This is a genomic window from Dactylosporangium sp. NPDC051087 (genome assembly GCF_055586325.1).
Window position 1 is genome coordinate 34,706 of the sequence record NZ_JBVJIJ010000021.1, and the last position, 24,555, is coordinate 59,260.

The following is a 24,555-nucleotide window of genomic DNA, read 5'->3' on the forward strand; positions in this document are numbered from 1 at the left end:
ATGGGGTGGTTCGGATACGTCCCGCGTCGGGCAGAGCGGCACCCTCGGCCGAGGAATCACGCCCGTCGATCATGCCCTACTGTCGCCCGGCGGGTGGGGACGGACCATCGGCCCGGCCGGCTGGCTGCAGAAGCCCGGCCAGCGTCGTGCGAATGTCTGCGCTCCATTTCGTCGCGCTTCTGACTATCGGCTGGTATCGATCTTCGAGGGCGTAGCAGACTGACTGTGGCAAGCGTCGATCAGTCTGGGACGGGGGCAGTGATGCCGGGTCCGCGCATGCTCGTGTTGATGGCGCTCCCGCTCGTTGTCGCGGCCCTCATCGTCGTCGTGCGAAACGGTGGCGTACGAGGCATCCCGCTCCAGCGGCTCCGCCACGTGTGGTTGGTCTGGTTGGCCGCCGCCGTGCAGTTCGTCCGCGTGTCCGACCCTGACTGGGCGGCGCCCGTGTTGACCCCGCTCAAGGGCCTGTGGCCGGTGCTGGCCACCTGGTTGCTGGCGATGCTCTTCGCCGTGGTCAACGTCGGCGCCATGCGTCGCGTGGCCCGGCTCGGCCTTGCGATCCTCGTGCTGGGCTTCAGCCTCAATTCGTTGACCGTGGCGCTCAACGGTGGCATGCCGTTCTCGGCGACCGCCGCCAGGAGCGCGGGCTTTTCCGAGCCGGACATCGTCACGCCCAAGCTCGGTCACCCGCGGCTCACCTCGGACACCAGGCTGAAGGTGTTCTCGGATCTCATCCCGGTGCCCGGCCTGCAGCGTGTCGTCAGCATCGGCGACCTGTTGATGCTGCTCGGCGGTACCTGGGTGCTGGTCACCCTCACGGCCGCGCCGGCCCGTCGATCCGCCGCCGCACCATCGGTCGGTGAGGAGTCGGCGTTGACCGCTTAGCGGTTTCCCGAGGTGGGAAACCTGCGTCAACATCGCCAACGGGGAGGTGATCACAATGTCGAAGTCGTTGCGGGCGAAGCTCTGGATGGCCGCCGTCTCAGCGTCCACCGTCGCAGTCGCCGTATACGCACTGATGGCGCCGTTCGATTCGCCGCACTGACCTGGAAGTCCAATCGTTCTGGCGCACGTTCGCGTGCGCCAGAACAGCGGGAATCAGGTCCGGTCGCGGGTGGCGACCGGCTCCTGCTCCGGTGTGAGCTCCGCGCGGCCCTCGTCGATGATGCTCATGACGGTGAGCGCGATGGCTCGGACTCCGAATGCGACCGCGGTGAAGACGCCCAGCTGGATCGGGTCGATGCCGGCGTTGCTGTCGACCGGGATGGACGGATCCGTCGTCACCACGTTGGCGATCCGGTACTGCGCGATCGTCAAACAGATTGCCAGCAGCGTGACGGCGGTCGCGATGGCGGACCGGCGAGTGGCTCCGGTGCCCAGCCACACCGAGATGCCGGTCGCGACGCCGAGCCCGGCGGTGACCACCACGGAGTTGAAGATGTCGATCGACAGGGCCGATCCGGTACGCCCGGCGAGTGCCGCCTGCAGGCTCATCACGCCCAGCAGCAGGCCGATCGCCGTTCCTGCGGCGGCTGCCCGTGCTGGATGGGGATGCTTGGCGACCAGCCACAGGACGCCGGCCGTGAACGCGACCGCGAGGACGGTCAGGATCATGCTCGGGGCCAGGAAGAAGTGGACCTGGTAGTCGCTCATGTGGATGGCGGTGGCGGCGACGAAGAGCATGTCGTCGCGCGCCGTCTCGACCAGTGCCCACGACGCCACCAGCACCAGCAGGAGGCGGCTGCGTCCCGTCTGCCGCTGGTCGGTCATCCGGATCAGGCAGAACACGGCCAGCAGGGAACCGACACCATTGCCGACGAGAACGGCGAGCACGAACCAGATCTGGTGGTCCACAGTGTGCTCGGCCTCCTCGCGGATGCGATTCGTGGTGCGGATGAGAATGCCGCAGGCATTCGGATCCTCCGATCTGCCTAGCAGCGCGCATACCGTACCGTGCCGCCGCATCGACGCCCGTGCCGACCACCGCCGGGGGCGCTTTTCCGACTGTTGGGGAGCGGTCTGGGCTGCGGATTCATCGGTATCGTGGGTTGGGTGATCGAGCTGTTGTTCGAGCCGGGGGACCTGGCGCGGATTCGGTTCGCGCGGTCGCCGATGCATGAGCTGGTGAGCAGTGTGCGGGTCGGCGGGCATGCCGAGCGGGTTCGGATGCATCTGCCGTGGGTCCGGTCGGTGAGCGGGGTCGTGTCGTCGTTGCGGCTGGAGATGCTGCGGGCGCTGCTCGCGGACCGGCGGTACATCCCTGAGTTCCTGATGCCGGCGCCGGAGCGGATGGACACGCGGTTCGCCGACGAGGTGGGGCTGGTGCGCAGCACGCCTGATGGGGAGGTGCGGGCGCAGCTGGATCTGTTGCGGGGGAGCGGGGCGCTGCCGGCGGCGCTGGTCGCGCTCTACGAAGACCCGGAGCGGCAGCTCGGGAGGTTGGCGGCCGAGGTACAGGCGTACTGGCAGGCCGCGGTCGCGCCGGTCTGGTCGCGGCTGGCGGGGCTGGTCGACGCGGAGGTCGGGTATCGGGCGGACCAGCTGACCTCCGGCGGGATCGTGCGGGTGCTGGGGAACCTGCATCCGGAGTTGGAGTACGACGAGGACGCGCTGCGGATCCTGTGGCCCACGTGGGAGTCGCGGAACCGGCTCGACGGGGCTGGGCTGCTGCTGGTGCCGTGCGTGTTCGCGTGGCCGTCGCTGCTGGTGGACACGAGCCCGCAGCGGCCGACGCTGATCTACGGGCCGCGCGGGGTCGGGCAGGTGTGGGACAGCTCGGCGCGGGCGCCGGCGCCGCCGGTCGCGGACCTGCTCGGGCGCAGCCGGGCGGCGCTGCTGGCGACGCTCGACCTTCCGCTGTCCACCACGCAGGTCGCCCGGGACCTGGGGCTGAGCGCGGCGTCGGTCAGTGAGCACCTGTCCGTCCTGCGCCGCTCGGGGCTCGTCGCGTCACGGAAGTCGGGGCGGCAGGTGCTGTACCAGCGCACCGCCCTCGGCACCGATCTGCTGGGAGCCGCGTCGACGATTCGGTGACAGCCGAATCGTGGAGCCGCCGCATCGACCGAGCCCACCATGTCCGGGACAGCACATCGGACCTGAGGGGAGACACCACATGCGCGTGGTGAGGACACTTGTTCTGGCGGCGGCGATCGTGGCGGTGACGGCGGGCACGGCGGCCGCGTCCGGCCCGGGCAACGGCGGGTGGGAGCCGACGAGCACGCCGCCGTTCGTCATCCCGGCGGGGGACGTCTGCTCGTTCGAGGTCAAGGGCGACATCGTCCGGGACCGGGAGAAGATGCGGACGCCCGCCACCTATCCGGACGGTTCGCCGAAGGTCCAGGACTTCGCCGGCGTACTGGTCATCCGCTACACCAACACGAGCAACCACAAGTCGGTGGTCCGCGACGCCACCGGCACCATCCGCGTGTACTACCTGCCGGACGGCACCCGGATCTCGCAGCTGAACGGGCACAACGCCCTGCCGATCAAGGCGTCCAACGTCGGGTTCCCCGGCGGGGACTACATCACCCGCGGCGACTTCGTCGTCATCCGGCACCCGGACGGCAGCCGCGAGGTGCCCGTCCAGCTCGGCACGATGGAGAACCTCTGCGAGACCCTCGCCTAGCGGTACCAGCGGCGCGAAGGGCTGCGAGAGCGCCCGGTAGATCCAGTTCAACGACACCTGAGGCCGACCCCGGGACGCAGTTCGGACGTCCCGGGGTCTTCAGTGCCGCCGGCGGCGGGACCACAGCAGCCAGCCGAGACCCGCGACGGTCAGCGCGGCCGCGGCCGTGGCGAGGCTCAGCCACACCGGCCACGGGCCGCGGGACGGGCCGCCGGCGTCGGCCACCCGCGCCCCCGGCAGCAGCGCGGTCGCGGCCTGCAGGTCGTAGGTGTCGGAACCGTCGGCGGTGGTGAGCGGCCGCAGGTCCGGTCCGCTGATCGTGCGGCGCCCGGTGGCGCCGCCCTGGGTGACCAGCGGCCGGTCCGGGGCCGCCCAGCCGAGCAGCGCGATCTGCTCCGCCGTGGCGATCCGCTCCGGTGGGTTGCGCTCCGCCGGGTCGACCGGCAGGAAGGTGATCGTGCAGTCGAGCTTGCCGGAGGCGGCGTTGTCGGCGACGGCGATCCACCGGCCGTCCGGCGACCACGCGCCGGACCCGGCGATGACGACCCCGAACCCGACCTCGGTGAGCTCGGTGGGTGGGCCGCCGCCGTCGAGGTCGACGATCCTGACCGGCCGCCGCGGCTCGACCTCCGTCTCGGGCAGGCCCTGCACGGCGAGCCGCCGGCCGTCGGGCGAGAACGCGGCGGCCGTCGCGAGTGCCGGGAGCGCGGTCGAGGCGCCGGTGGTGATGTCGAGGACGGCGGAGTCGGTGTCGCCGGTCAGGTACGCGAGGCGGGTGCCGTCCGGCGACCAGGCCAGGGGGCGGACGATCCCCGTCGCGCCGGCGCGGTAGGTGCTGGTCCGGCCGGTGCGCAGGTCCACGACGGCGACGTCCGCGCGCGGTTCGACGCTGCCGACCGCGATCCGCGACCCGTCCGGCGCGAGCAGCACCGGCGCGTCCTGCCAGGTGCCGAACTCGGCCGGGCCGCCGCGCCGTTCGGCCTCGTCGAGCCGCCGGTACGTGTGGCCGTCGGTGCTCAGGACGACCGTCTGCAGGGTGTGCAGCCAGCGCGGGCCGTTGGCGCCCTGCGCGTATGCGAGGAGGGCCGGCCCGGCGGGCGCGTCCGACACCGCCGCGGTCAGCAGCGACAGGCCCGCGAGGCGGGTCGGCAGGACCGTCCCGCCGGTGGGGGCCGCCGGCTGCGCCAGCAGCCCGGGACCGAGCGCCGCCGCTGCCAGTACACCCAGAACCCCCAGAGCACTGAGCAGCGGACGCCACCGGCCGGGCCGCCGCGCTTTGTCCAGGAGCGACGCCAGGTCGGGCGCGTCGACGTGGACCTCGTCGGCGAGGGACCGGACGGCCGCGCCGATACGGGCCTGCGGGTCAGGAGACATCGAGGTCCTCCTTGATCGCGGTCAGCGCGCGGTGCAGCAGCGACTTGACCGTGCCGGGGCGGCAGCCGAGTGCCGCGGCGATCTGCGCCTCCGGCAGGTCGAGGTAGAACCGCATGAAGACGGCGGCGCGCTGGCGCGGCGACAGTTTGTGCAGCGCGGCGCGGACGACCTCGGTGTCAGCGTCGGGATGGGTGACCGGCTCGATGGTGACGGTCGCGTGGCGGCGCTCCAGCCTGCGGCGGCGCACCCAGGACGTGCACCGTGACACGACCGCCCGGCGCAGGAACGGCACCGGCTCGCGGACCTGATCGCCGCGGCGGAACCATTCGATGAACGCCTCCTGCGCGACGTCCTCGGCGGCGGCGAGGCTGCCCGTCGTCAGGTACGCCAGCCGGACGAGCGGCGCGTAGTGTACGGCGTACACCTCCCGGAAGGCCTCGGGGTCGAACCCAGGGCCTCCCGGGACGGGATCGTCAGTCGCCACGGTCACAATCGTGCAGGCGCACAGGTGACCGCGCCGGTTCCGTCAACGGCCCATGAGTTTTTCCACGTCGGCGAGCTCGGACGCGCTGAGCGGCCCGTGGGCGAGCGCGCCGGCGTTCTCCTCCACCTGCGCGACCGTGCGGCAGCCGGGGATCGGGACGGTCCGGCCGCTGTACGCCCAAAGCCACGCGAGCGCGCCCTGGGCGAGGGTGCGGCCGCCGGACGTCAGCACGTCGCGGACCGCGTCGATCCTGTTCAGGAACTCCGCCGCCGGCCGCCCGTCGCTGAAGTAGGTCATCCATTCGGGGCTGAGCCCGCGGATGTCGTCCTCGGGCAGCTTCGACTCGGCGGTGTACTTGCCGCTGAGCAGCCCCATCGCGAGCGGCCCGCGGATGATCACGCCCAGGTCGTGCGCGTCGGCGACCGGGATGACCCCGAACGACCCGCGCAGCACCGAAAGGTCCGCCTGGATCGTGGCGCAGTGCACGCCGGCCTCGGCGAAGGCGGTCGCCCGCTCCGGGAAGTCGGTGCTCCAGCCGTACGCCCGGACGAGACCGTCCTCGACGAGCTGCTCGAGCGCCGGGATCAGCTCCAGTGCCTGCGGGATCGGCAGAGCGTTGATGTGCAGCTGGTACAGGTCGATGAAGTCCGTCCCGAGCCGCCGCAGCGACTCGCGGACGGCCCGCCCGAGTCCTTCGGGCGAGCCGTCGTCGGGCCCCACGCGCTTGGTCTCCTCGTCGAACGTGCCGCCGAACTTCGTGGCGATGACCGCCTCGTCCCGCCGGCCCTTCAGGGCCTTCTCCAGCACCCGCTCGCTGTGCCCGGCGCCGTAGACGTTGGCGGTGTCGAAGAACGTGACGCCGAGGTCGAGCGCCCTGCGGATCGCGCGGATCGACTCGTCGTCGTCGACCTCGCCCCAGCCGAGCGGCCGGTCACCGGCCCAGAACGGCCCGCCGATCGCCCAGCAGCCGATCCCCAGAGCGCTGACCTCGATGCCGCTGCGGCCCAGTTTCCTCGTTTCCGTCATGCCGCTCAGGCTGCCAGCTGGAGCGCGCTCCAGGTCAACAGTCCTTCTAGCAACGCCAGGCGACGGCCACCGGCTGCGTGGTCATGTCGCTGTTCCTGCCGGACAGGTACCCGGCGGCGATCGTCCCGTCGTCGCTGAGCACCTCGACGTTGAGCGACGCGGTCCGCTCGTCGAACCCGTCCGGCAGCGGCAGCCTCCGCACCGTGCCGTCGGCGCCGACGATCGTCTGCGCGCCGGCGACGCTGCCCTGGGCGTTGATCACCCACAGCAGGCCGTCCGTCGTGTCCATGTGCCCGGTGCGCAGGTTCCACCTCGGCGCACCGATCCACCGCGCGCCGCTGCCCGGCTCGTCGTACGCGGCCCACCCGACGACCCAGCCGTCCCGGATCACCTTCGCGTGGTAGACGCTCGCGGGCTGGTCCTTCACCTTCGGCGGCGGCAGCTGCTGTACGGCGCCCGCCGGCGACCACGTGTAGGCCCGGCCGCCCTTCGCCTCGCCACCTTCCAGCGTGCCGACCACGGTGCCGTCCTCGTCGATCCCGGACGCCTTGCCCGTCATGCCCTTGCCCGGCATCGCCAGCATCGTCGGCTGCGCCCCCGGCGACGCCCACATCGCCGGCCTGCCCTGCACCGATCCGACGATGACCTCCCGCTCGTTGACGGCGAGCGCCTCGGCGTCCGCACCCGCGAGCTTGGTGAACTTCCCGCCCTTGTAGACCCACGCCGAGGTCGTGTCGCCGCCGGTGAAACTGGCACCGACGAAGACACCGGCGGACGTCGCGTCGTACAACATCGGGTCGTCGCCTGGCATGGGCACCTTGCGCACCGTCAGGTCGTCCCACACCACTGTGGACGGTTTCCCGTTGGGATAGGTGCGCCCGAGGATGTACCTGCCGGTCGGATCGGACCCGCTGACCACCGCCTTCGGCCCCTCGCCCCCGGGCGACGCGAGCCGCCGCACCGTGCAGGCGCCGCTGCCCGTGACGCTCCCGGTCGTGCTGGGGACCGCCTGCAGGGGATCGTTCTCCTGCCGCGGATGGTCCGCCACGGCCGTCCAGCCCGCGACCGCCACGAGGACGACCGTGGCGCCGGCGCCCGCCGACCCGGCCAGCCGCACCCGGCGGTGATGCCGGTCGCCGTCCGCGACCGCCCTGGCGATGTCCACAGTGGACGCCCTGGCCGGCTGCGCGCCGGCGAGCGGCCGCAGCAGCGTCGCACCGTCCTGCTCGTCGAATTCCACCGTCATCGTCCCTTCCGCGTGTCCGTCAGATCGGCCTGCTCGACATACCTGCGCAACGTCGCCAACCCCCGCGCGGTCTGGCTCTTCACCGTCCCGGCCGAACACCCGAGCATCGCGGCGACCTCGTCCACCGGCAGGTCGCACAGGAACCGCAGGACGAGCACCGCCTGCTGCCGCCGCGGCACCTTCGCCAGCGCGGCCCGCAGGACGATCGCCTCCTCGACCCTCCCCTCCACCGAACCGGCCGGATCCACCGCCTCCGGCGGCGTGCCCGTCAGCCCCACCCGGAACCACGACCGCCGCCGCTCGTCGATGAACCCTCGCACGACCATCGTCCGCACGTACTGGTCCAGATGCTCGACGTCCCTGATCCGCTGCCAGCTGATGTACAACTTGGTGATCGCCTGCTGCACCAGATCGTCGGCGCGGTGCTCGTCCCCGCACAGGACGTACGCCAGCCTGCGCAGCGCCGGCATCGCGCCGGTCACGTACTCGACGTACTCCCGCTGCGCCTCAGCCCGCATCCCCCGCGCCTCCGCCCGCCTCCGCCTGCATGTCCCGACTTCAACGCATCCCGCCCCCGCCCAGGTTGCACGCCTGACCCGGCGATCCGCGGCGCCGGCCATGGAGGTAGCGGGCGATGGCGAGAAAGGGTCGCGGTGGAAGCGAAACGGCGCTCAGACCCGTGACAGCGATTGACCTGGGTGGTGGGAGGCAGCATCGGCCAGGCGGTGAAGGAGCGCGGCCACCAGGCACGGGCGCCAAGCCACGGGGCGCCGGCGTGTCGGAGGGGAAGCGGGCGCACAGGGGAGCGAGCGTTGTACGGCAGCGGCCCATCGGGACCGGAAATGGGACGGCGTAGGGGAGCGCAGCCAAGCCGGGCGGTGGAGGGGAAGTGGCGGTCAAGCGGGCGGCGAAAAGGATGCGCCGGCTAGACCGACCTGCGGCAGGCGGCAGCGGTCAGACCGAGTGGCGGAGGAAAACGTCGCGGTGGAAGCGAAACCGCCGTTGTCTGGCAGCGGAGGATGGTGGCGTCAAGGTCGGCGCTGGGATACGGGACCGTGACAGGAAGCGAAGCGGTGGAACGGGAGCGGCGGTCAAAGCTGGGCGGCTGAGGGAGCGCGGTGGGTGAGGGAGCTGGGCGGAGGACGAATTGCGAAGGTCAGACCGGGCGGGAGAGGCGGTCAGGCGGGACGCCGGATCCGGATGGTGGAGGGGAAGCAAGGCGGCGGAACGGGCGGCGAGTTCTGGCTTGGCGTCAAGAGCGGGCGGTGGCGGTGGACGGGACCACTTGAAGGGGCCGGACGTCGGGGACGAGGCACTGCTCTCGTCGGGGCGTCACGAGTCGGGTGGTGGACGGAAAGCGTTGCGGTGTAGGGGAACCGGCGTCAGGGCGGTCGGTCGAAGCGCCGGAAACAGGGCGGTGGAACGGGAGCGGCGCGAGGCCGGGCGTCGGGGGCGAAGCAGTGCTCTCGCCGGGCGTCACCAGGCGGGCGGCGGACAGAAAACGGGGCGGGGGAACGGGAACGGTGCCAGGCCGGGCGTTGAGGGGCGAGGTAGTGCGGTGGCCAGATGCACGACGCGGGCGATGGAGGCAACGAAGCGGTCGAAGAAGCCGGCGTCAGGGCGGGCGCTGAGGAAGAGCCGGGCGAGCTGCCGGGGAACGCAGCGGGATTTGCGTCAGACAAAGCCCTGGTAGGGAGCCGGTTACCGGGCAGCGGAAAGCCGTCAGCCCGAGTGGGAAACAGCCCGCCCCGACAGCGGGTGACGGTGGGGGTCAGGCGGGGCGGACGTCCAGGCCCAGTGCGATCGCGATCATCGTGGCCTGGTCGGCGGTGATGATGGCCTGGCGGAGCTCGGTGGTCGTGGGGTCGAGGCCGGAGAGGTCGCTGCCGCGCAGGTCGCAGCGGGTGAGGTCGGCCTTCTGCAGGGAGGCGCCGGACAGGTCGACGTCGCGGAACGTGCCGCCCTCGCAGTTGGCGGCGGTCAGGTCCGCCTCGCGCATGCGCACGCCGGTGAACTCGGCGCTGCCGAGTCTTGCGGCGGGCATGGCGACGAAGGACCAGTCGCCCTCTTCGACCTTCAGCAGCTCGAACGTGCAGCGGTCGAAGGCGCTGCCGACGAGCTTGCAGCGGGTGAAGGTGGCGTCGAAGAAGTTGCAACCGACGAACTGGCAGTTGAGGAACGCGACGTCGGTCTGCACGGAGCAGTTGAACCTGACGTTGGTGAACGTGCACTCGGTGAAGACCGACCGCTCGTTGGTCGCCTCGCACATGTCGACGTCGACGAACGCCACGCCTGAGTGCTCCAGGCCGACCGCGTTGTGGTCGGTCCAGTCCTCGTCGTAGATCGTCGTGTGGGTCGCGATGCTCCGCCCTGCCATGCCTGCCTCCTCGACTCTCCGCCCACCCTCTCACCCGGGTACGACAAGAAACGACCCAGGGACATGACCGGGTCGCCCGGTTGCCGTGCAATGCCTGGTCGGACGGGTTTTCCGGGGTGAGAGCCGGTCCTTGTCCCAGGGACAAGGGCGCGCGGTTGGAACGCGGGTGCGCAGCGAAAGTTTCAGACCTTTTTCCGTCTTCGCACGAGGTAGACGGCATGCCGATGAGCGGGCTCCTTGACGCGGTACTGCGCCCGTACGGACTGTCATCACGCATAACCGCAGTTCACCGATGTAAGGAGACTCGATGAGGCGCAAGCTCGCCCTCATATCGGCTGTCGCGCTGGCGGCAACCGGCGGTGCCGTCGTGATCGCCAACCAGGCGTTCGCGGCGGCCGGATGCTCGGCCAAGTACACGATCACCAACCAGTGGCCCGGCGGCTTCGGCGCCCAGGTCGACGTCACGAACCTCGGCGACCCGCTCACCAGCTGGAACGTCGGCTGGGACTTCGGCAACGCGTCCCAGACGATCTCGCAGATCTGGAACGCCAACAAGACGCAGTCGGGCGTGCACGTCAACGCCACGAGCCTGAGCTACAACGGCAGCGTCGCCACCGGCGGCACGATCTCGTTCGGGTTCAACGGCAGCTGGAGCGGTGCCAACCCCGCCGGCACCAACTTCACGGTGAACGGCACGGCGTGCACCGGCGGCACCACCACGACCAGCCCGACCCCGTCGCAGTCGACGTCGCAGAACCCGACGGCGCCGACCGTGACGCTGACGAGCCCGTCGTCCGGCTCCTCGTTCACCGCGCCCGCCACGGTGAGCCTGGCCGCGACCGCGACCGCCCCCGGCAGCACCGTCAGCAAGGTCGAGTTCTACAACGGCACGACGCTGCTGGGCACCGACACCAGCTCGCCGTACACCTACAGCTGGGCGAACGTCGCCGCCGGCTCGTACTCGCTGTCCGCGAAGGTGTTCAACGCCGCGAACGCGACGGCCACCAGCACCGCGGTGCCGATCACGGTGACCACCGGCGGCACGAACCCGGGCCACGTCGACAACCCGTACGTCGGCGCCAAGGTCTACGTGAACCCGGACTGGTCGGCGAAGGCCTCGGCCGAGGCCGGCGGTAGCCGGATCGCCAACCAGCCGACCGGTGTCTGGCTCGACACGATCGCCGCGATCGCCGCGCCGGCCGGTTCGGGCTACACCACGAGCATGCGCAAGCACCTCGACAACGCGCTCGCCCAGGGTGCCACGCTCGCGCAGTTCGTGATCTACAACCTGCCCGGCCGTGACTGCGCCGCGCTGGCCTCCAACGGCGAGCTCGGCCCGACAGAGATCGACCGGTACAAGACCGAGTACATCGACCCGATCGCCGCGATCGAGGCCGACCCGAAGTACGCGTCGATCCGGATCGTCAACATCATCGAGATCGACTCGCTGCCGAACATCGTCACCAACGCGGGCGGCGAGGCCGGCGCGACCGCGGCCTGCGCGGTCATGAAGGCCAACGGCAACTACTCCACCGGCATCCAGTACGCCCTGAGCAAGCTGCGTGCGGCCGGCAGCAACACGTACAACTACATCGACGCCGCCCACCACGGCTGGCTCGGCTGGGACAGCAACTTCGGCCCCGCCGCGCAGCTGTTCGCCACCACGGTGCAGGGTGCCACCGGTGGCTTCAGCACGGTTGACGGCTTCATCACCAACACCGCGAACTACTCGGCGCTGACCGAGCCGTTCGTCACCATCGGCGCCACCGTCGGCGGTCAGTCGGTCCGGCAGTCCAAGTGGGTCGACTGGAACTACTACACCGACGAGCTCACGTTCGCCCAGGCGTTCCGCACCAAGCTGGTCTCGCTCGGCTTCAACGCCAACATCGGCATGCTGATCGACACCTCCCGCAACGGCTGGGGCGGCTCCGCCCGTCCGACCGCGGCGAGCACCTCGACCGACATGAACACCTGGGTCAACGCGTCGCGTATCGACCGTCGTATCCACGCCGGTAACTGGTGCAACCAGTCCGGTGCCGGTCTCGGCGAGCGTCCGCGGGCCACCCCGGCCGCCGGCATCGACGCGTACGTCTGGATCAAGCCCCCGGGCGAGTCCGACGGCTCCAGCTCGCTGATCCCCACCGGCCCGAACAACCCGGGCGGCAAGGGCTTCGACGGGATGTGCGACCCGACGTACACCGGTAACGGCCGCAACGGCAACAGCATGAGCGGTGCCCTGCCCAACGCCCCGGTCTCCGGTGCCTGGTTCTCGGCCCAGTTCCAGCAGCTGATGCAGAACGCCTACCCGGCCCTGTAATACGGCCCGGTAAGCAGCAAGAAAGCGGCGGCGCGGTTGCTCAAGCCGCGCCGCCGCCCTCACATTCCCGGCCGCCACCGGGAAGCTATTGCAAGAACTTCGCCGCGTACTCGTGGGCGTCCTGGACGATCAGGGAAACCCGCTCCGAGGCCAGGTCGAGGGTGTCGTCGACGACGGTCAGCGTGGGGATCACACCCTCGCGGACCGGGAGCCGCCAGTGCGGGTTGTAGCCCGCCTCGTGCACGCCGGTCGAGCCGTGCGCCGGGTCACCCAGGCACACGTGACCGAAGGACCGGTTGGTGCCGTTGAAGAGCGCCGGGTCCGGCTGGTCGTGCAGGGTCGGCACGGTGTCGCGATGCCCCGCCTGTACCAGCGGGATGATGCCGCCGAGTGCGTCGAACCAGGCCTCGCCGGCGATGAGCAGGTCCGGGCACTCGGCGCGGATCAGCTCCACCAGCGCGCGCATACCCTCGGTCGTGCCGCCCCGCGGGTCGTTGTTGTACATCGCGGAGATGTCCAGGAACGCCCCGTCGAAGCCGAAGCGCCGGTACAGCCGGACGATCTGCTGCGCGAGGTGCCGCCGCCACGGCTCGTACGACGGGTTGATCAGCGCGCCCCAGCTGTGGTCGAAGTGCCGGGAGGCGTCCCAGTCGACCGAGCCGATCGGCATGTGCCCACTCGGGTTGAGCAGCTGCCCGGGCGCCGCCCAGGTCTCGAAGCCGGGCAGGTCGCGGGCGGCGACGTTGGCGCCGAACATCGGCATGACCCGGGCGCCGAGCTCGTGCGCGCCGTCGACGAGGCGCCGGAAGCCGGCCTCGCCGCCGAGCCGCTCGTCCACGTCGAAGCGGCCGTACCAGCGGTAGTAGCGCCCCTCCCAGCCGGGCAGGTACGCGAGGATCCGGGAGGGCTCGATCTGCTCCGACAGCCGGCGCAGGGTGTCGAGCATGCCGTCGTAGTCGAGGAAGACCCGGCCGGTGAAGTGCATGCCGTTGAGCGACACGACCAGCGCGGTCCGCCGCAGCCAGTCCGGTACGTCCGTGCGTTCCTCCCACGTCGGCAGCGCGTACGCGTCGCGGATGTGGGCGGTGTGCGCCGCCAGTACCGGCGCCAGCTCCCCGGTGCGGACGAGCTGCCACGGCGGCACGTCGAGCGAGGCGGACGGGCACGTGGCGTCGGCGTCGGCGATGAGCTCGAAGTCGCAGACCGACGGGTCGGCGAAGTGCGGCACCACCGCGAAGCGCTTGCCGCGCACCTGCCGGTCGAGGCTGCGCGCGACCATGACGGTGCCGTCCGGCCGGCGCAGCCCGAGCAGCGGCGTGGCCAGGTCGAACCAGCCGTTGGGATACGTCACGACCCGTCCGGTGACCGGCACCGGCAGGTCACCCTCGCGCAGCGCGGTCACGTCGCCGGTCGGCTGGTCGTGCAGGACCACGGCCACGCAGCGGACCCCGTCGAGGTGCTCGGCGCGCACCTCGACCCGGATACCCTCGTTTTGAAGGATCCGGACCACAGCCCTACCTGGGCCGGTCTGCTGACCGCCGGCCCAGGTGAGGCCCTCGGAGACGATCGTCGTGGTGGTCCCGTCCAGCGAGACCTGGACGCGGTCGGGGTCGAGCCCGTACACGTTCTCGCCGGTGTGGATGCGGACGCTGACCGGGCCGAGCGGGGTGGCGAAACGCGGGTGCGGCCACCGGAAGCTCAGGTCGTGCATGGTTCTGCCTCTCCTAGAACGGGGTCAGGACGCGAGGCGGCTGCTGAAGCCGCTCTTGCCCTTGTCGATCGCCTTCGCCGGGTCGCCGGTGAACACCCAGTCGCGGATGAACTGCAGGTACGGGCCGGTCGGGTCGATGAACAGCGAGTTGTACTTGGCGGTGACCGGCACCTTCGCGTCGGCGATGAGCTTGTTCGCGGTCAGCAGCCGGGGCTCGGCCTGGGTGGAGGGGTTGTCGGCGGTGTCGGAGCGCACCGTCAGCTGGCCGGTCTTGGCGACGACGTTCTTCTGCACGTCCTCGCTCATGCTCCAGGCGATGAAGTCCCAGGCCGTCTTGGCGTTCTTGGCGCCCTTGGAGATGCCGATGACGTCACCGCCGAGGAACGCGGACGTGCCCTTGGTGCCGGGGATCGCGGCGACGCCGAAGTCGAGGTTCTTCTCCGCCTTGTACACGCTGATGCCGAAGCTGCCGAGGGCCAGCATGCCGACCTTGCCGGACTGGAAACCGGCCAGCCAGGTGGCGCCGTTGTCGTCCTTGACCGCCGGCGGCATGAGCTTCTCGTCCCACATCGTCTTGTGGGCGTCGAGCGCGGCGGCGACCGCGGGGTCGTCCAGGGTGGCCTGGGTGCCGTCGGCGTTCATGATGTCGCCGCCGCTGGCCCAGATGTAGGGCAGCAGGGTGTAGGCGTTGCAGCCGGCGCAGTTGCCCGCGAAGGCGAAGCCGTAGTTCCCGTCGCCCAGTGCGGTGATCTTCCGGGCGGCGGCGACCACCTCGTCGAGGGTGGCCGGCGGCTTCGCCGGGTCGAGCCCGGCCTTCGTGAACAGGGTCTTGTTGTAGTACAGCATCGACACGTCGAGCTGGTGCGGCAGCGCGAAGATCTTGCCGTCCACGGTGCTGATCTGCACGCCCGCCGGTGCGAGGGCGCTCTTGTACGGCAGCGCGTCGACCTGGGCGGTGATGTCGGTCAGCAGCCCCTGGCTGGTCAGGGACTTGACGTTGGCGATGTCGACGGCGGCGAGGTCGGGGGCGTCGCCGCCGCGGACGGCCTGGACGTACTTCTGCACGTACTGCGCGTCCGGCACGGTCAGCATCGTGATCTTGCGGGTCGGGTTCTGCTCGTTCCAGGCGGCGACGAGCGCCTTGTCGAGCGGCTCGTCGGCGGCGCGGACCCACAGCGTGGCGGGGCCGTCGCCGGTGAGCTCGACGGGGCCGGACGGGGCCGGGTCGTCGGTGTTGCCGCAGGCGGCGAGGGCGAGGGTCAGGAGGGCGGCGGCGATCGCCGCCGACCGGCGGGGTGTGAACACGAAGGGCTCCTCGGGTTATCCCTTGACGGCGCCGCCGGTGAGACCGGCGACGTAGTAGCGCTGCAGGATCAGGAAGATGGCGATGCACGGCACCGCGGCGAAGACCGCGCCGGTCTCCAGGACGCCCCAGTTGAGGGTGCCGCCGGCGCCGGTCTGCAGGTTGGCCAGGACCACGGGCAGGGTGTAGCGGTCCTGGCGGGTGGTGAAGATGAGTGCGGCCAGGAACTCGTTCCAGGCGGTGAAGAACGCGTACATGGCGACGGTCGCCACGCCGGGCGCCACGATCGGCAGCAGGACCCGGCGCAGGCTGGTGATCGCGCCGGCGCCGTCGATGACGGCCGCCTCCTCCATCGCCGCGGGGACGGCGGCGAAGGCGGCCCGCATCGTGAAGATGCCGAACGGCAGGGCGAAGACGGTGTAGACGAGGACCAGCCCCGCGAGGGAGTTGGTGAGCCCCAGGTCGTCGAGGATGACGTACAGCGACGGCACGATCGACTGGAAGGGGATCATCATCGTGGACAGGATGGTCAGGAACAGCACGCCCTTGCCGGGGAACTGGAACCTGGCGAAGCCGTAGCCGGCGAACACCGCGATCACGGTCGCCGCGACGACGGTCCCGGCGGTGACCAGCAGGCTGTTGGCGACGTTGGTCCACAGCCCGGCGTCGACCAGCCGCTGGTAGTTCTCCAGGCTGAAGTTCTGCGGCCACAGCGTCGGCGGCGACTGGGCGAACTCGCCGGAGCTCTTGAACGACGCGAGCACCAGCCAGCCGAGCGGCGCGACGAACAGCAGCGCGACCAGCCCGCACACCGTGTAGAAGGCCACCTTGGGCATGCTTTTCACCCGTCCTCCTTGGACCGCAGGGCGAGCAACTGGACGCTGGTGAGGACGAGCAGGATGGCCATCAGCGCGATCGACATCGCGGCGGAGTAGCCGAGGTTGAAGTCGATGAACCCGGCCCGGTAGATGAGGTAGACGACCGGGATGGTGCTGTTGTCGGGGCCGCCCTGGGTCAGGATGAAGAACTGGTCGAAGGCCAGGTAGCTGCCGATCACGGTGAGGATCAGCACCAGCGCGATCGTCGGGCGCAGCAGCGGCAGCGTGATCGAGCGCAGCACCCGGGCCCTGGTGGCGCCGTCGACCTGGGCGGCCTCGTAGTAGTCCTTCGAGATCGCCTGCATGCCGGTCATGAGCAGCAGCATGGTGAGCCCGACGGTCTTCCAGACGACCAGCACGACGACCACGGTCAGCGCGGTGCCGTAGTGGCTGAACACCGAGACCGGCCCGTCGACGACCCCCAGGCGGCGCAGCAGGTCCGGCACGATGCCGATGCGGTCGTCCAGCAGCCACAACGTCAGGTAGCTGGCGGTGGCGAAGCCGATGACGACCGGCAGCACGTACGCGGTGCGCAGCAGCCCCACGCCGGGGCGCCGGTGCCGGACGGCGGAGGCGAGCGCGACGCCGACGACGAACAGCGCGACCGTGACGACCACGGTGTAGACGGTGGTGAAGCCGAGGCTTTCCAGGAACGAGCCGTCGCCGGCGAGGCGCCGGTAGTTGGCCAGGCCGACGAAGCGCCGCTGGCCGAGCAGGGACCAGTCGTAGAACGACATCACCGCGGTCACGATCACCGGCAGCACGAACATGCCCAGCACCAGCACCACGGCCGGGGCCACGAAGAGCAGGCCGAGGCGCTGCCGGCGGGCCCGCGGGCCGAGCCTCCTGCGGCTCATTCGGTCAACCCCCTCCGAGTTACGTAATCGATTTCGTGGAGCGAACGTTACATCCGTGCGTCCACTCCATGTCAAGAGTGTCAGCTGGGATTTCTGCTAGGGTCCGGTACGCCGAGAATTACGTAACCGATTAGGGGACCCCGGGTGACCGCACAGCGCAGCCCAGCCGACCGCGTCACGATGCGGGACGTCGCCTCCGTCGCCGGAGTCTCCACGGCGACCGTGTCGAAGGTGCTCAACGACCGCCCCGACGTCGGCGCCGAGGTCCGGCAGCGGGTCCTGGAGACGATCACCCGGCTCGGCTACCGGCCCAACGCCGTGGCCCGTGGGCTGCGCTCCCGGCACACCGACACTATCGCGATCCTCACCGACGACCTCGAAGGGATCTTCACCAACGCGCTGATGCGCGGGGTCGAGGACGCCGCCTCCGAGTACGACGTCTCGGTCCTGCTCGCCAACAGCTACGGGGATCCCGAGCGGGAGCGCAAACACCTGCGCCGGCTCATCGACCGCCAGGTCGACGGCCTGATCATCATGTCCGGCAACCGGGTCCGCCCGCGCCCGGGCCCCGCCCTGCCGCTGCCCGGCACGCCGTACGTGTTCCTGTACGAGTACGGCACCTCCGAGCCCGTGCCGAGCGTGCTGCCCGACGACCGGGGCGGCGCCGCGCTCGCCGCCCGGCACCTGATCGGCATCGGCCGGCGGCGGATCGGCTTCATCAACGGGCCCGCGTCATGGGACGCGACCCGCGACCGGCTCGACGGCCTCACCGCGACCGTGCAGGAGGCCGGACTCGCGCTCGATCCGGCGCTGGTACGGCACGCGCCGTCCTGGTCGCCGGAGGACGGCTACACCCTCGCCGACTCGATGCTCACCGCACCCGCGCCGCCGGACGCCATCTTCTGCGCCAGCGACGACCTGGCCACCGGCGCGCTCGCCGCGATCCACGAGCGGGGCCTGCGGATTCCCGCCGACGTCGCGGTCGTCGGGTTCGACGACCGGTCCCTGGCGGTGCACCAGCGCCCGCCGCTGACGACGGTGGCCCTGCCCCTGCACGAGATGGGCCGCACCGCCGGCAGCCTGCTCCTGGCTGCCATCAACGGCGCGCCGCAGCACCACGAGCTCATCCGGGTGCCCTGCGAGCTGAAGGTCCGCGCCTCGACCGGCTAGCTCGGCTCCGCCGAGCGGCCCCCGCACCAGTTGAGCATCCGGTCGGCCTTGACGCCGTCGACCGCGACCGTCCACGTGCGGCCGTCCGTCATGGCGAACTCCAGGTGCGTCGCGTCGGTGAAGCGGGCCGAGTTCACCTTGATCGCCGGGATCTCCTGCGACCCGTAGCCGGTGAGCAGCGGGTCGTACTCGGCCCGCGTCCGGGCGCCCGACCGGGCCGTGCACGCGACGTCCTTGCGGCTTTCCCGGCCGAACAGGCCGGTGGTGCGCACCCGGTAGTGCAGCCACCCGTCGTTGTGCACGACCAGCTCGCGGCCGCCGCCGGTGGCGACGACCCGGGTGCCCGTGGCCTGCACGGGGTCCGGGTCGACCGAGGAGCCGACGTTGGCGATCGCGCCGTCGCACACCGCGAACAGCGCCACGAGCGTGCCGACCGTAGTGGCCGCCCGCGCGGCGACCCGGCTGCGCAGGCCGAGGTGGGCGGCGACGATCAGCGCCGCCACGGCGGCCACCACCATCGGCGTCCATCGGGCGGGACGCTCCAGCGGGATGAACTGCACGAAGCGCCACGACGCGACGGACAGGGTCAGCAGGCCGGTCACGACGACCGCCAGGGTCAGTCCACCGAGGACGGTGAGGGCGAGCGCGGTCCACCGGCGGGCCGCCGGTCGCGCCGGTCCGGGGCCTGGTTCCGGCGGCCCCGTGACCGGCGCCGGGCCTGTCGTCCCGGCAGGTGGCTCGACGGTCGGCTCGGCCGTCGGCTCGGCGGTCGGCTCGGCGGTCGGCTCGGCAGGTTGCTCGGGTGGGGGCGGCGCCCCCCGGCGTGCCGTCATGCCCGCCATCGTCGACGCTCAGCCGGTCGGTGACAAGACCCGCTGCTCGTCCACAGTGGACCTGCGCGCTCTGAAGGCGAGCAGCAGCAGTACGCCACCCGCCAGTGCGACAAGCGCACCGGTGACGGCCGTGACGTGCATGGCGGTCACGAACGCGTCGTCGGCCGCGGCGGCCAGGTCGGGGCGGTGCAGCTGCTCCGCGACCGCGCGGGTGTGCTCGGCGGACGGGGCGGCGGCGTCGCGGGCCGCCGGCGGCAAACCGGCCAGGGCCGGCGCGATCCGGTCCCGGTAGGTGCTCGCCAGGATCGTGCCGAGCAGCGCGATGCCCAGGACGCTGCCGACCTGCCGGACGGTGTTGTTGACCGCGGACCCGGCGCCCATCCGGTCCAGCGGCAGCACCGCGATCACGGCGGCGACGGTCGGCGCGATCACCATGCCCATCGCGATGCCGCTGACGAGGCCGACGGCGCAGAACCACAGCAGCGGCGTGTCGAGGCCGAACGTGAGGTTGGTCAGGAAGCTCGCGCCGACCACCAGCAGCGCGATGCCGCTGACGAGGCCGACGCCGTGGCGCTTCGCCAGCCGCGCGCCGAGCCCCGAGCCGGCGGCGACGCCGATCGCGCCGGGCAGGAACGCCAGGCCGGTCTCCAGGGCCGACATGCCGCGGGCGCCCTGCAGGTAGAAGTTGCCGTAGAACATCTGGCCGGTGATGCCGAAGAACAGGGCGGCGAGGGCGAGGTTGCCGGCGCTGAAGCGGCCGTTGCGGAACAGGCGGGGGTCGAACGACGGCTCCGCCGAGCGCCACTCCACGGCCGTGAACAGGGCGAGGACCGCGAGACCGCCGAGCACCGGCGCCCACACCTGCCACCGGGTCCAGCCGGTGTCCTGGCCGGCTTCGATCAGGCCGTACGCCAGCAGCGCCAGGCCGCCGGTGGACAGCAGCAGACCGAGCGGGTCGGGACGGCGGCGGGATCCGAGCTTCGGGTCGGGCACCACGAGCAGCACGCCCGCCAGGGCGATCCCGACGACCGGCAGGTTGACCAGGAACACCGACCCCCACCAGAAGTGGTCGACGAGCACCCCGCCGAGCAGCGGGCCGAGCGCGACGCCGACGCCGCTGGAGGCGGACCAGGCCGCGATCGCGCCGGCGCGCCGCTCGGCCGGGAACGTCGCGCCGATGATCGCCATCGACGTCGGCATCATCATCGCCCCGCCGAGCCCCATCAGGCCGCGGGCGAGGATCAGGCCGGTCGCGTCCCCGGCCCACGCGGCCCAGACGGACGCGGCGCCGAAGATCGCGAGGCCGGCGGCGAGGATCGTGCGGTGCCCGTAGCGGTCGCCGAGCGCGCCGGCGGCGAACAGGGCGGTCGCGAACAGCAGCGCGTAGGACCCGACGGCCCACTGCAGCTCACCCGGGGTGGCGCCGAGGCCGGTGCGCGGGTCGGCGATGCGTTCCAGGGCGATGCCGAGGATGGTCGTGTCGATCCAGATGAGCACCGCGGCGAAGACGAGCACGGACAGCACGCGGCGTTGCTGGGATACGCTGATTGACAGGTCCCTGACGGTCATGGTTTCACTGTGGCAAGAACGTCAGGTTCCTGTCAATGATGGTACGGCGCACAATGGTCGCGTGAGTACCGAAGAAGCCTGCTCCACGTTTCTCGTCCGGCACGCGTGGCTGAGCCTGCGCGGCGTGGTCGCCGAGGCCCTCGTGGAGCACGACCTCTCCGTGGCGCAGTTCGCCTCCCTGCTCCTGCTGCGCGAGTCGCCCGGCATGTCCGTCGCAGACGTCGCCCGCAAGGTCTCCACGGCCCGCCAGTCGGCCAACGAGATGCTGGGTGGCCTGGAGCGGGCCGGCCTGGTCGAGCGCCGCCAGCACCCCACCGACCGGCGCTCGCAGCAGATCACGCTGACGCCCGCGGGCCTGGAGCGGCTGGAGGCCGCGCTGCCGACCGTGCAGGCCGTCGAGGCCCGTCTCTCCGCCGGCTTCGACCCGTCGGAGCTCGCGGCGGTGTCCGCGTGGCTGCACCGCATGGCGGCCGCGTCATCCGGGGTAAATGAGGAAATTCCGACACTTTGACCTGGACATTTTGTGCTCCAGGTCACACCATGGAGGGACTGACGTAACCGCGGCGGAGGTGCGTCCAATGGAACTGCTCGGTGGCATTCAGCGGGTGGAGCACGCGATACAGACGCCGGCCGGCGACCCGGCCTGGGGACAGGCGGTCAGTCAGGCCCTCGCACAACTCAAGGCGGCGTTCGCCGCCCACGTCGAGGAGACCGAGGGCCCGTCCGGGCTCTATGCCGGCGTCCTCGGCGACGCGCCGCGGCTCGCGCAGGGGCTGCACGGGCTCGTCGGCGACCACGAGACCGTCTGGGAAGCCCTCGACGACCTCGAAGGACACCTCGGCTCGCGGGGCACCCGCCACGAGGTCGTCCGCCAGGACGCGGCCCGCCTGATCAGAGAGGTGTGGCAGCACCGGCAGCGCGGCGCCGACCTGCTCTACGAGGCCTACGACACCGACCTCGGCGGCGAGACCTGACGGTTCCCTTACGACCCCGCCGGCGGTGTGCCGCGCCCGCGCTTCGCGCTCTACGCTCGGGCGATGGGGCAGCACGTGCTGGTCGTCGACGACGACCCGACCGTCAGCGACGTCGTGCGGCGGTATCTGGAACGCGAAGGGTTCACCGTCGAGCTCGCCGGCGACGGGCAGCGGGCGCTGGACGCGTACGCCGCCGAACGCCCCGACCTCGTCGTGCTCGACCTCATGCTGCCCGGCATCGACGGGCTCGAGGTCTGCCGCCGCCTGCGCGAGCAGGACCGCACCCTGCCGATCATCATGCTGACCGCGCTCGGTGAGGAGTCCGACCGGGTCCTCGGCCTCGAGATCGGCGCCGACGACTACGTCACCAAGCCGTTCTCACCCCGCGAGCTGGTCCTGCGGGTGCAGTCCGTGCTGCGGCGCGTCGTCCCGGTCGCGGTCGCCGTGGAGACCTTCGTCGACGGCGACCTCAGCGTCGACGCCGCCCGGCGGGTCGCCACCCTCCGCGGCCAGGCCCTCGCCCTGACCGTGCGCGAGTTCGACCTGCTGGTGTTCCTGATGCGCAACCCGGGCCGGGTGCTGCGCCGCGCCGAACTGCTCCAGCAGGTGTGGGGCTGGACGTTCGGCGACCAGTCGACCGTCACCGTCCACATGCGACGCCTCCGGGAGAAGGTCGAGGACAACCCGGCCGAGCCCCGGCGGATCCTCACCGTGTGGGGCGTCGGGTACCGGTACGAATATGCGTGACGTCCTCCTCACGTTCCTGATGGCGCTCGGCTGCTCCCTGGCCGTCGCCGTCGCCGGGCTGCTGGTGCTGCGCGGCCCGCTGCGCGGCCGCTCCGTCACCGTGCACATCGTCGTGCTGCTGCTCGTCACGGTCCTCAGCGTGCTCGCCGGCATCCTCGGCGCCGCCATGGAGATGTTCATCTCCGACCACGACCTGCACGTGCTGCTCATCGTCGTCGGCACCGCGGCCACCGTCAGCCTCGCCGCGGGTCTCTGGGCCGGTCGGCGCCTCGCCAGGGCCAGCATGTGGGCGGCCGAGGCGCGCGAGCGGGAGCGGGAGGCCGAGGCACGGCGCCGGGAGCTCGTCGCGTGGGTCTCCCACGACCTGAGGACGCCCCTGGCGGGTCTGCGGGCCATGGCCGAGGCCCTGGAGGACGGCGTCGTCGCCGACCCCGTCACGGTCGCCGAGTACCACCACCGGATCAGCGCCGAGACCGACCGGATGGCGGCCCTCGTCGACGACCTCTTCGAGCTGTCCCGGATCAACGCCGGGGCGCTGCGGCTGACCCTGTCCGACGTCCCCCTCGGCGACGTGGTGTCCGACGCGATCGCCTCCGCGGCGCCGCTGGCCGACGCCGCCGGGATTCAGCTCGTGGCCTCGTCCGGCGGATGGCCGACCGTGCAGGGCTCCGTCCCGGAGCTCTCCCGAGTGGTCGGCAACCTCATCCGCAACGCCATCCGGTTCACACCGCCGGACGGCACCGTCGTCGTCTCCGGCGGTCAGGACGCCGCCGGCGGCTGGCTCGCGGTCACCGACACGTGCGGCGGCATCCCCGAGCCGGACCTGCCGCGCGTGTTCGACGTGGCGTTCCGCGGTGCACCCGCGAGGACACCGACCCGGGACGCCGGAGGGGGACTCGGGCTCGCGATCGTCCGCGGCCTGGTCGAGGCGCACCACGGCGACGTGGCCGTCACCAACGACGGTGACGGCTGCCGCTTCGTCGTGCGCCTGCCGGCTAGTGCGTGATGCCGTCCAGAGCGTGCTGGCACGAGTCGTCCGGGCGCCCGGGCAGTGCCGGGATCACGTCCAGCAGCACCGTCCGCAGGCGTGCCGTGTTGGCCGCGAACACCTCGAACACCTCCTCCATCGTCACCCCATGATCACCCTCGACACCCGCGTCGAGGTCCGTGACCAGCGCGATCGACGTGTAGCACAGCGCCAGCTCCCGGGCCAGGACCGCCTCGGGGTGCCCGGTCATGTTCACGACGGCACCACCCATCGCCGTGTACCACCGCGACTCCGCCCGCGTCGAGAACCGCGGCCCCTCCACGACGACCATCGTGCCGTCCCCGGCCTCGATCCCGTGCCCGGCCGCGATCTTCTGCACAGTTGCCCGGCCCGTCGCGCAGTAAGGGTCCGCGAAGTTCACGTGGACGCCGCCCTCGTCGTAGAACGTCTGGATCCGCCCCGACGTCCTGTCGATCAGCTGGTCCGGCACCACGAACGTGCCCGGCCCCAGCTCGGGCCGCAGCCCGCCGACCGCGCACGGCGCCAGGACCTGCCGCACCCCGATCTCCCGCAACGCCCAGAGATTGGCCCGGTAAGGAATTTTGTGCGGCGGGAAACGGTGGTCCCGCCCGTGCCGGGGCAGGAAGGCGGTGCGCCGCCCGCCGACCGTCGCCACCGTCACCGGATCTGACGGCGCGCCGTACGGCGTGTCGAGCACATGTTCCTCGGCGTCGTCCAGCAGGGCATACAGCCCGGAACCACCAATGACGGCAACGTCCGCGAGTGAGGTCACGCGACAGACCCTAACCGCGAGCGGCGGGTCAGGCTAATGTGCGAGACATGACGCTCGCACCCCGCCTCGCGACGATCGCGGTTCGCAACCGCGCGGCCGGTCAAGTTGGCTGGTGGAGCTGATGTCTTCATACGGCGACCTCGGCGGGATGGAGCAGAACTCCTCCGGCCGGCCCGACCGCCCCGATCCAACGGGTGGGATGTCCGGTGGAATGTTCGGAGCGCCGACCGGACGGGGATCACCAAGACCCGGTAGCTCCAGCACCGGGCGGGGCACGTCGAAA

The 24,555-nt window shown here is 71.3% G+C and carries 23 protein-coding genes; 9 read left to right on the top strand and 14 right to left on the bottom strand.

Translation table 11 applies throughout. The features are described from left to right. Positions 1-276: 276 nt before the first annotated feature. The gene (locus ACZ6TV_RS35110; protein ID WP_465302122.1) at positions 277-885 is read left to right on the top strand and encodes a DUF5317 family protein; all 609 of its coding nucleotides are present in this window, start codon (positions 277-279) and stop codon (positions 883-885) included. Positions 886-1,098: 213 nt separating this feature from the next. Here the strand turns inward: ACZ6TV_RS35110 and ACZ6TV_RS35115 are convergent, their stop codons facing one another. Further along, a complete protein-coding gene (locus ACZ6TV_RS35115) occupies positions 1,099-2,172 on the bottom strand; it encodes a hypothetical protein (RefSeq protein ID WP_465302124.1) in 1,074 nt (357 codons plus the stop codon). A gap of 18 nt (positions 2,173-2,190) precedes the next feature. On the opposite strand from ACZ6TV_RS35115, the gene ACZ6TV_RS35120 reads away from it, so the two are divergent. Both ACZ6TV_RS35120 and ACZ6TV_RS35125 read left to right on the top strand, forming a co-directional pair. Then, positions 2,191-3,033, top strand: a complete 843-nt coding sequence (locus ACZ6TV_RS35120) for a DUF5937 family protein (RefSeq protein WP_465302126.1) — start codon at positions 2,191-2,193, stop codon at positions 3,031-3,033. Positions 3,034-3,112: 79 nt separating this feature from the next. Next, positions 3,113-3,625, top strand: a complete 513-nt coding sequence (locus ACZ6TV_RS35125) for a hypothetical protein (protein WP_465302128.1) — start codon at positions 3,113-3,115, stop codon at positions 3,623-3,625. 99 nt (positions 3,626-3,724) lie between these two features. Here the strand turns inward: ACZ6TV_RS35125 and ACZ6TV_RS35130 are convergent, their stop codons facing one another. The 6 genes from ACZ6TV_RS35130 to ACZ6TV_RS35155 all read right to left on the bottom strand — a co-directional run bounded on the left by ACZ6TV_RS35130 (position 3,725) and on the right by ACZ6TV_RS35155 (position 10,132). Continuing rightward, positions 3,725-4,999: a WD40 repeat domain-containing protein gene (locus tag ACZ6TV_RS35130; protein ID WP_465302130.1), complete on the bottom strand. Its 1,275-nt coding sequence runs from the start codon at positions 4,997-4,999 to the stop codon at positions 3,725-3,727. Continuing rightward, positions 4,989-5,483, bottom strand: coding sequence for an RNA polymerase sigma factor (locus ACZ6TV_RS35135; RefSeq protein ID WP_465302132.1), 495 nt, complete (start codon positions 5,481-5,483; stop codon positions 4,989-4,991). Before ACZ6TV_RS35135 ends, ACZ6TV_RS35130 begins: the two co-directional genes overlap by 11 nt. A 42-nt stretch (positions 5,484-5,525) precedes the next feature. After that, positions 5,526-6,509: an aldo/keto reductase gene (locus ACZ6TV_RS35140; protein WP_465302134.1), complete on the bottom strand. Its 984-nt coding sequence runs from the start codon at positions 6,507-6,509 to the stop codon at positions 5,526-5,528. A gap of 46 nt (positions 6,510-6,555) precedes the next feature. Beyond that, positions 6,556-7,755 carry a hypothetical protein gene (locus ACZ6TV_RS35145; protein WP_465302136.1) on the bottom strand — a complete coding sequence of 400 codons (1,200 nt, stop codon included), beginning with the start codon at positions 7,753-7,755 and terminating at the stop codon, positions 6,556-6,558. Further along, complete coding sequence (locus ACZ6TV_RS35150; protein ID WP_465302138.1) at positions 7,752-8,273, bottom strand: SigE family RNA polymerase sigma factor; 522 nt, start codon at positions 8,271-8,273, stop codon at positions 7,752-7,754. Before ACZ6TV_RS35150 ends, ACZ6TV_RS35145 begins: the two co-directional genes overlap by 4 nt. A 1,253-nt stretch (positions 8,274-9,526) precedes the next feature. Then, positions 9,527-10,132, bottom strand: coding sequence for a pentapeptide repeat-containing protein (locus tag ACZ6TV_RS35155; RefSeq protein WP_465302140.1), 606 nt, complete (start codon positions 10,130-10,132; stop codon positions 9,527-9,529). Positions 10,133-10,439: 307 nt separating this feature from the next. On the opposite strand from ACZ6TV_RS35155, the gene ACZ6TV_RS35160 reads away from it, so the two are divergent. Further along, entirely contained in the window at positions 10,440-12,449 is a 2,010-nt protein-coding gene (locus ACZ6TV_RS35160; RefSeq protein WP_465302142.1) for a glycoside hydrolase family 6 protein, read from the top strand. Between the two features lie 85 nt (positions 12,450-12,534). Here ACZ6TV_RS35160 and ACZ6TV_RS35165 read toward each other — a convergent pair whose 3' ends face one another. Genes ACZ6TV_RS35165 through ACZ6TV_RS35180 form a run of 4 tightly spaced genes read right to left on the bottom strand, consistent with a single transcriptional unit; the run spans position 12,535 to position 17,198 of the window. Continuing rightward, positions 12,535-14,160, bottom strand: a complete 1,626-nt coding sequence (locus ACZ6TV_RS35165) for a hypothetical protein (protein ID WP_465302144.1) — start codon at positions 14,158-14,160, stop codon at positions 12,535-12,537. A gap of 24 nt (positions 14,161-14,184) precedes the next feature. Further along, entirely contained in the window at positions 14,185-15,465 is a 1,281-nt protein-coding gene (locus ACZ6TV_RS35170) for an ABC transporter substrate-binding protein (RefSeq protein ID WP_465302146.1), read from the bottom strand. A 15-nt stretch (positions 15,466-15,480) separates the two neighbouring features. Beyond that, entirely contained in the window at positions 15,481-16,299 is an 819-nt protein-coding gene (locus ACZ6TV_RS35175; RefSeq protein ID WP_465302520.1) for a carbohydrate ABC transporter permease, read from the bottom strand. A gap of 5 nt (positions 16,300-16,304) precedes the next feature. After that, on the bottom strand, positions 16,305-17,198 hold the full coding sequence (locus ACZ6TV_RS35180; RefSeq protein WP_465302148.1) for a carbohydrate ABC transporter permease: 894 nt from the start codon (positions 17,196-17,198) through the stop codon (positions 16,305-16,307). 144 nt (positions 17,199-17,342) lie between these two features. Between ACZ6TV_RS35180 and ACZ6TV_RS35185 the strand changes: the two genes are divergently transcribed. Beyond that, the gene (locus ACZ6TV_RS35185) at positions 17,343-18,368 is read left to right on the top strand and encodes a LacI family DNA-binding transcriptional regulator (protein WP_465302150.1); all 1,026 of its coding nucleotides are present in this window, start codon (positions 17,343-17,345) and stop codon (positions 18,366-18,368) included. Here the strand turns inward: ACZ6TV_RS35185 and ACZ6TV_RS35190 are convergent. After that, positions 18,365-19,201 carry a PT domain-containing protein gene (locus ACZ6TV_RS35190; RefSeq protein WP_465302152.1) on the bottom strand — a complete coding sequence of 279 codons (837 nt, stop codon included), beginning with the start codon at positions 19,199-19,201 and terminating at the stop codon, positions 18,365-18,367. The two genes, ACZ6TV_RS35185 and ACZ6TV_RS35190, sit on opposite strands and share 4 nt — an antisense overlap. Before the next feature lie 18 nt (positions 19,202-19,219). Then, the gene (locus ACZ6TV_RS35195) at positions 19,220-20,770 is read right to left on the bottom strand and encodes an MFS transporter (RefSeq protein WP_465302154.1); all 1,551 of its coding nucleotides are present in this window, start codon (positions 20,768-20,770) and stop codon (positions 19,220-19,222) included. A 61-nt stretch (positions 20,771-20,831) separates the two neighbouring features. Here ACZ6TV_RS35195 and ACZ6TV_RS35200 point away from each other — a divergent pair, with 61 nt between their 5' ends. From ACZ6TV_RS35200 to ACZ6TV_RS35215, 4 genes are all read left to right on the top strand, one after another. Next, positions 20,832-21,281: a MarR family winged helix-turn-helix transcriptional regulator gene (locus ACZ6TV_RS35200; RefSeq protein ID WP_465302156.1), complete on the top strand. Its 450-nt coding sequence runs from the start codon at positions 20,832-20,834 to the stop codon at positions 21,279-21,281. Positions 21,282-21,348: 67 nt separating this feature from the next. Then, positions 21,349-21,744 (top strand): hypothetical protein, encoded by a 396-nt coding sequence (locus ACZ6TV_RS35205; RefSeq protein WP_465302158.1) that lies wholly within the window; start codon positions 21,349-21,351, stop codon positions 21,742-21,744. A gap of 63 nt (positions 21,745-21,807) precedes the next feature. Next, on the top strand, positions 21,808-22,491 hold the full coding sequence (locus tag ACZ6TV_RS35210; RefSeq protein ID WP_465302160.1) for a response regulator transcription factor: 684 nt from the start codon (positions 21,808-21,810) through the stop codon (positions 22,489-22,491). Beyond that, positions 22,484-23,497: a sensor histidine kinase gene (locus ACZ6TV_RS35215; RefSeq protein WP_465302162.1), complete on the top strand. Its 1,014-nt coding sequence runs from the start codon at positions 22,484-22,486 to the stop codon at positions 23,495-23,497. The genes ACZ6TV_RS35210 and ACZ6TV_RS35215 overlap by 8 nt, the downstream gene beginning before the upstream one ends. Here the strand turns inward: ACZ6TV_RS35215 and ACZ6TV_RS35220 are convergent. Next, positions 23,487-24,272, bottom strand: coding sequence for an S-methyl-5'-thioadenosine phosphorylase (locus ACZ6TV_RS35220; protein WP_465302164.1), 786 nt, complete (start codon positions 24,270-24,272; stop codon positions 23,487-23,489). The two genes, ACZ6TV_RS35215 and ACZ6TV_RS35220, sit on opposite strands and share 11 nt — an antisense overlap. Between the last annotated feature and the right edge of the window lie 283 nt (positions 24,273-24,555).

Coding starts and splice junctions, on each gene's coding strand:
- ACZ6TV_RS35210 (WP_465302160.1), top strand. CDS start 21,808: ATGGGGCAGCACGTGCTGGTCGTCGACGACGACCCGACCGTCAGCGAC.
- ACZ6TV_RS35190 (WP_465302152.1), bottom strand. CDS start 19,201: ATGACGGCACGCCGGGGGGCGCCGCCCCCACCCGAGCAACCTGCCGAG.
- ACZ6TV_RS35145 (WP_465302136.1), bottom strand. CDS start 7,755: ATGACGGTGGAATTCGACGAGCAGGACGGTGCGACGCTGCTGCGGCCG.
- ACZ6TV_RS35160 (WP_465302142.1), top strand. CDS start 10,440: ATGAGGCGCAAGCTCGCCCTCATATCGGCTGTCGCGCTGGCGGCAACC.
- ACZ6TV_RS35155 (WP_465302140.1), bottom strand. CDS start 10,132: ATGGCAGGGCGGAGCATCGCGACCCACACGACGATCTACGACGAGGAC.
- ACZ6TV_RS35165 (WP_465302144.1), bottom strand. CDS start 14,160: ATGCACGACCTGAGCTTCCGGTGGCCGCACCCGCGTTTCGCCACCCCG.
- ACZ6TV_RS35215 (WP_465302162.1), top strand. CDS start 22,484: ATGCGTGACGTCCTCCTCACGTTCCTGATGGCGCTCGGCTGCTCCCTG.
- ACZ6TV_RS35205 (WP_465302158.1), top strand. CDS start 21,349: ATGGAACTGCTCGGTGGCATTCAGCGGGTGGAGCACGCGATACAGACG.
- ACZ6TV_RS35150 (WP_465302138.1), bottom strand. CDS start 8,273: ATGCGGGCTGAGGCGCAGCGGGAGTACGTCGAGTACGTGACCGGCGCG.
- ACZ6TV_RS35130 (WP_465302130.1), bottom strand. CDS start 4,999: ATGTCTCCTGACCCGCAGGCCCGTATCGGCGCGGCCGTCCGGTCCCTC.
- ACZ6TV_RS35115 (WP_465302124.1), bottom strand. CDS start 2,172: ATGCATCCGAACCCGCTCGGCATGCCCGCCGACCCGCACACTGCTCAC.
- ACZ6TV_RS35125 (WP_465302128.1), top strand. CDS start 3,113: ATGCGCGTGGTGAGGACACTTGTTCTGGCGGCGGCGATCGTGGCGGTG.
- ACZ6TV_RS35140 (WP_465302134.1), bottom strand. CDS start 6,509: ATGACGGAAACGAGGAAACTGGGCCGCAGCGGCATCGAGGTCAGCGCT.
- ACZ6TV_RS35195 (WP_465302154.1), bottom strand. CDS start 20,770: ATGACCGTCAGGGACCTGTCAATCAGCGTATCCCAGCAACGCCGCGTG.
- ACZ6TV_RS35180 (WP_465302148.1), bottom strand. CDS start 17,198: ATGAGCCGCAGGAGGCTCGGCCCGCGGGCCCGCCGGCAGCGCCTCGGC.
- ACZ6TV_RS35110 (WP_465302122.1), top strand. CDS start 277: ATGCTCGTGTTGATGGCGCTCCCGCTCGTTGTCGCGGCCCTCATCGTC.
- ACZ6TV_RS35175 (WP_465302520.1), bottom strand. CDS start 16,299: ATGCCCAAGGTGGCCTTCTACACGGTGTGCGGGCTGGTCGCGCTGCTG.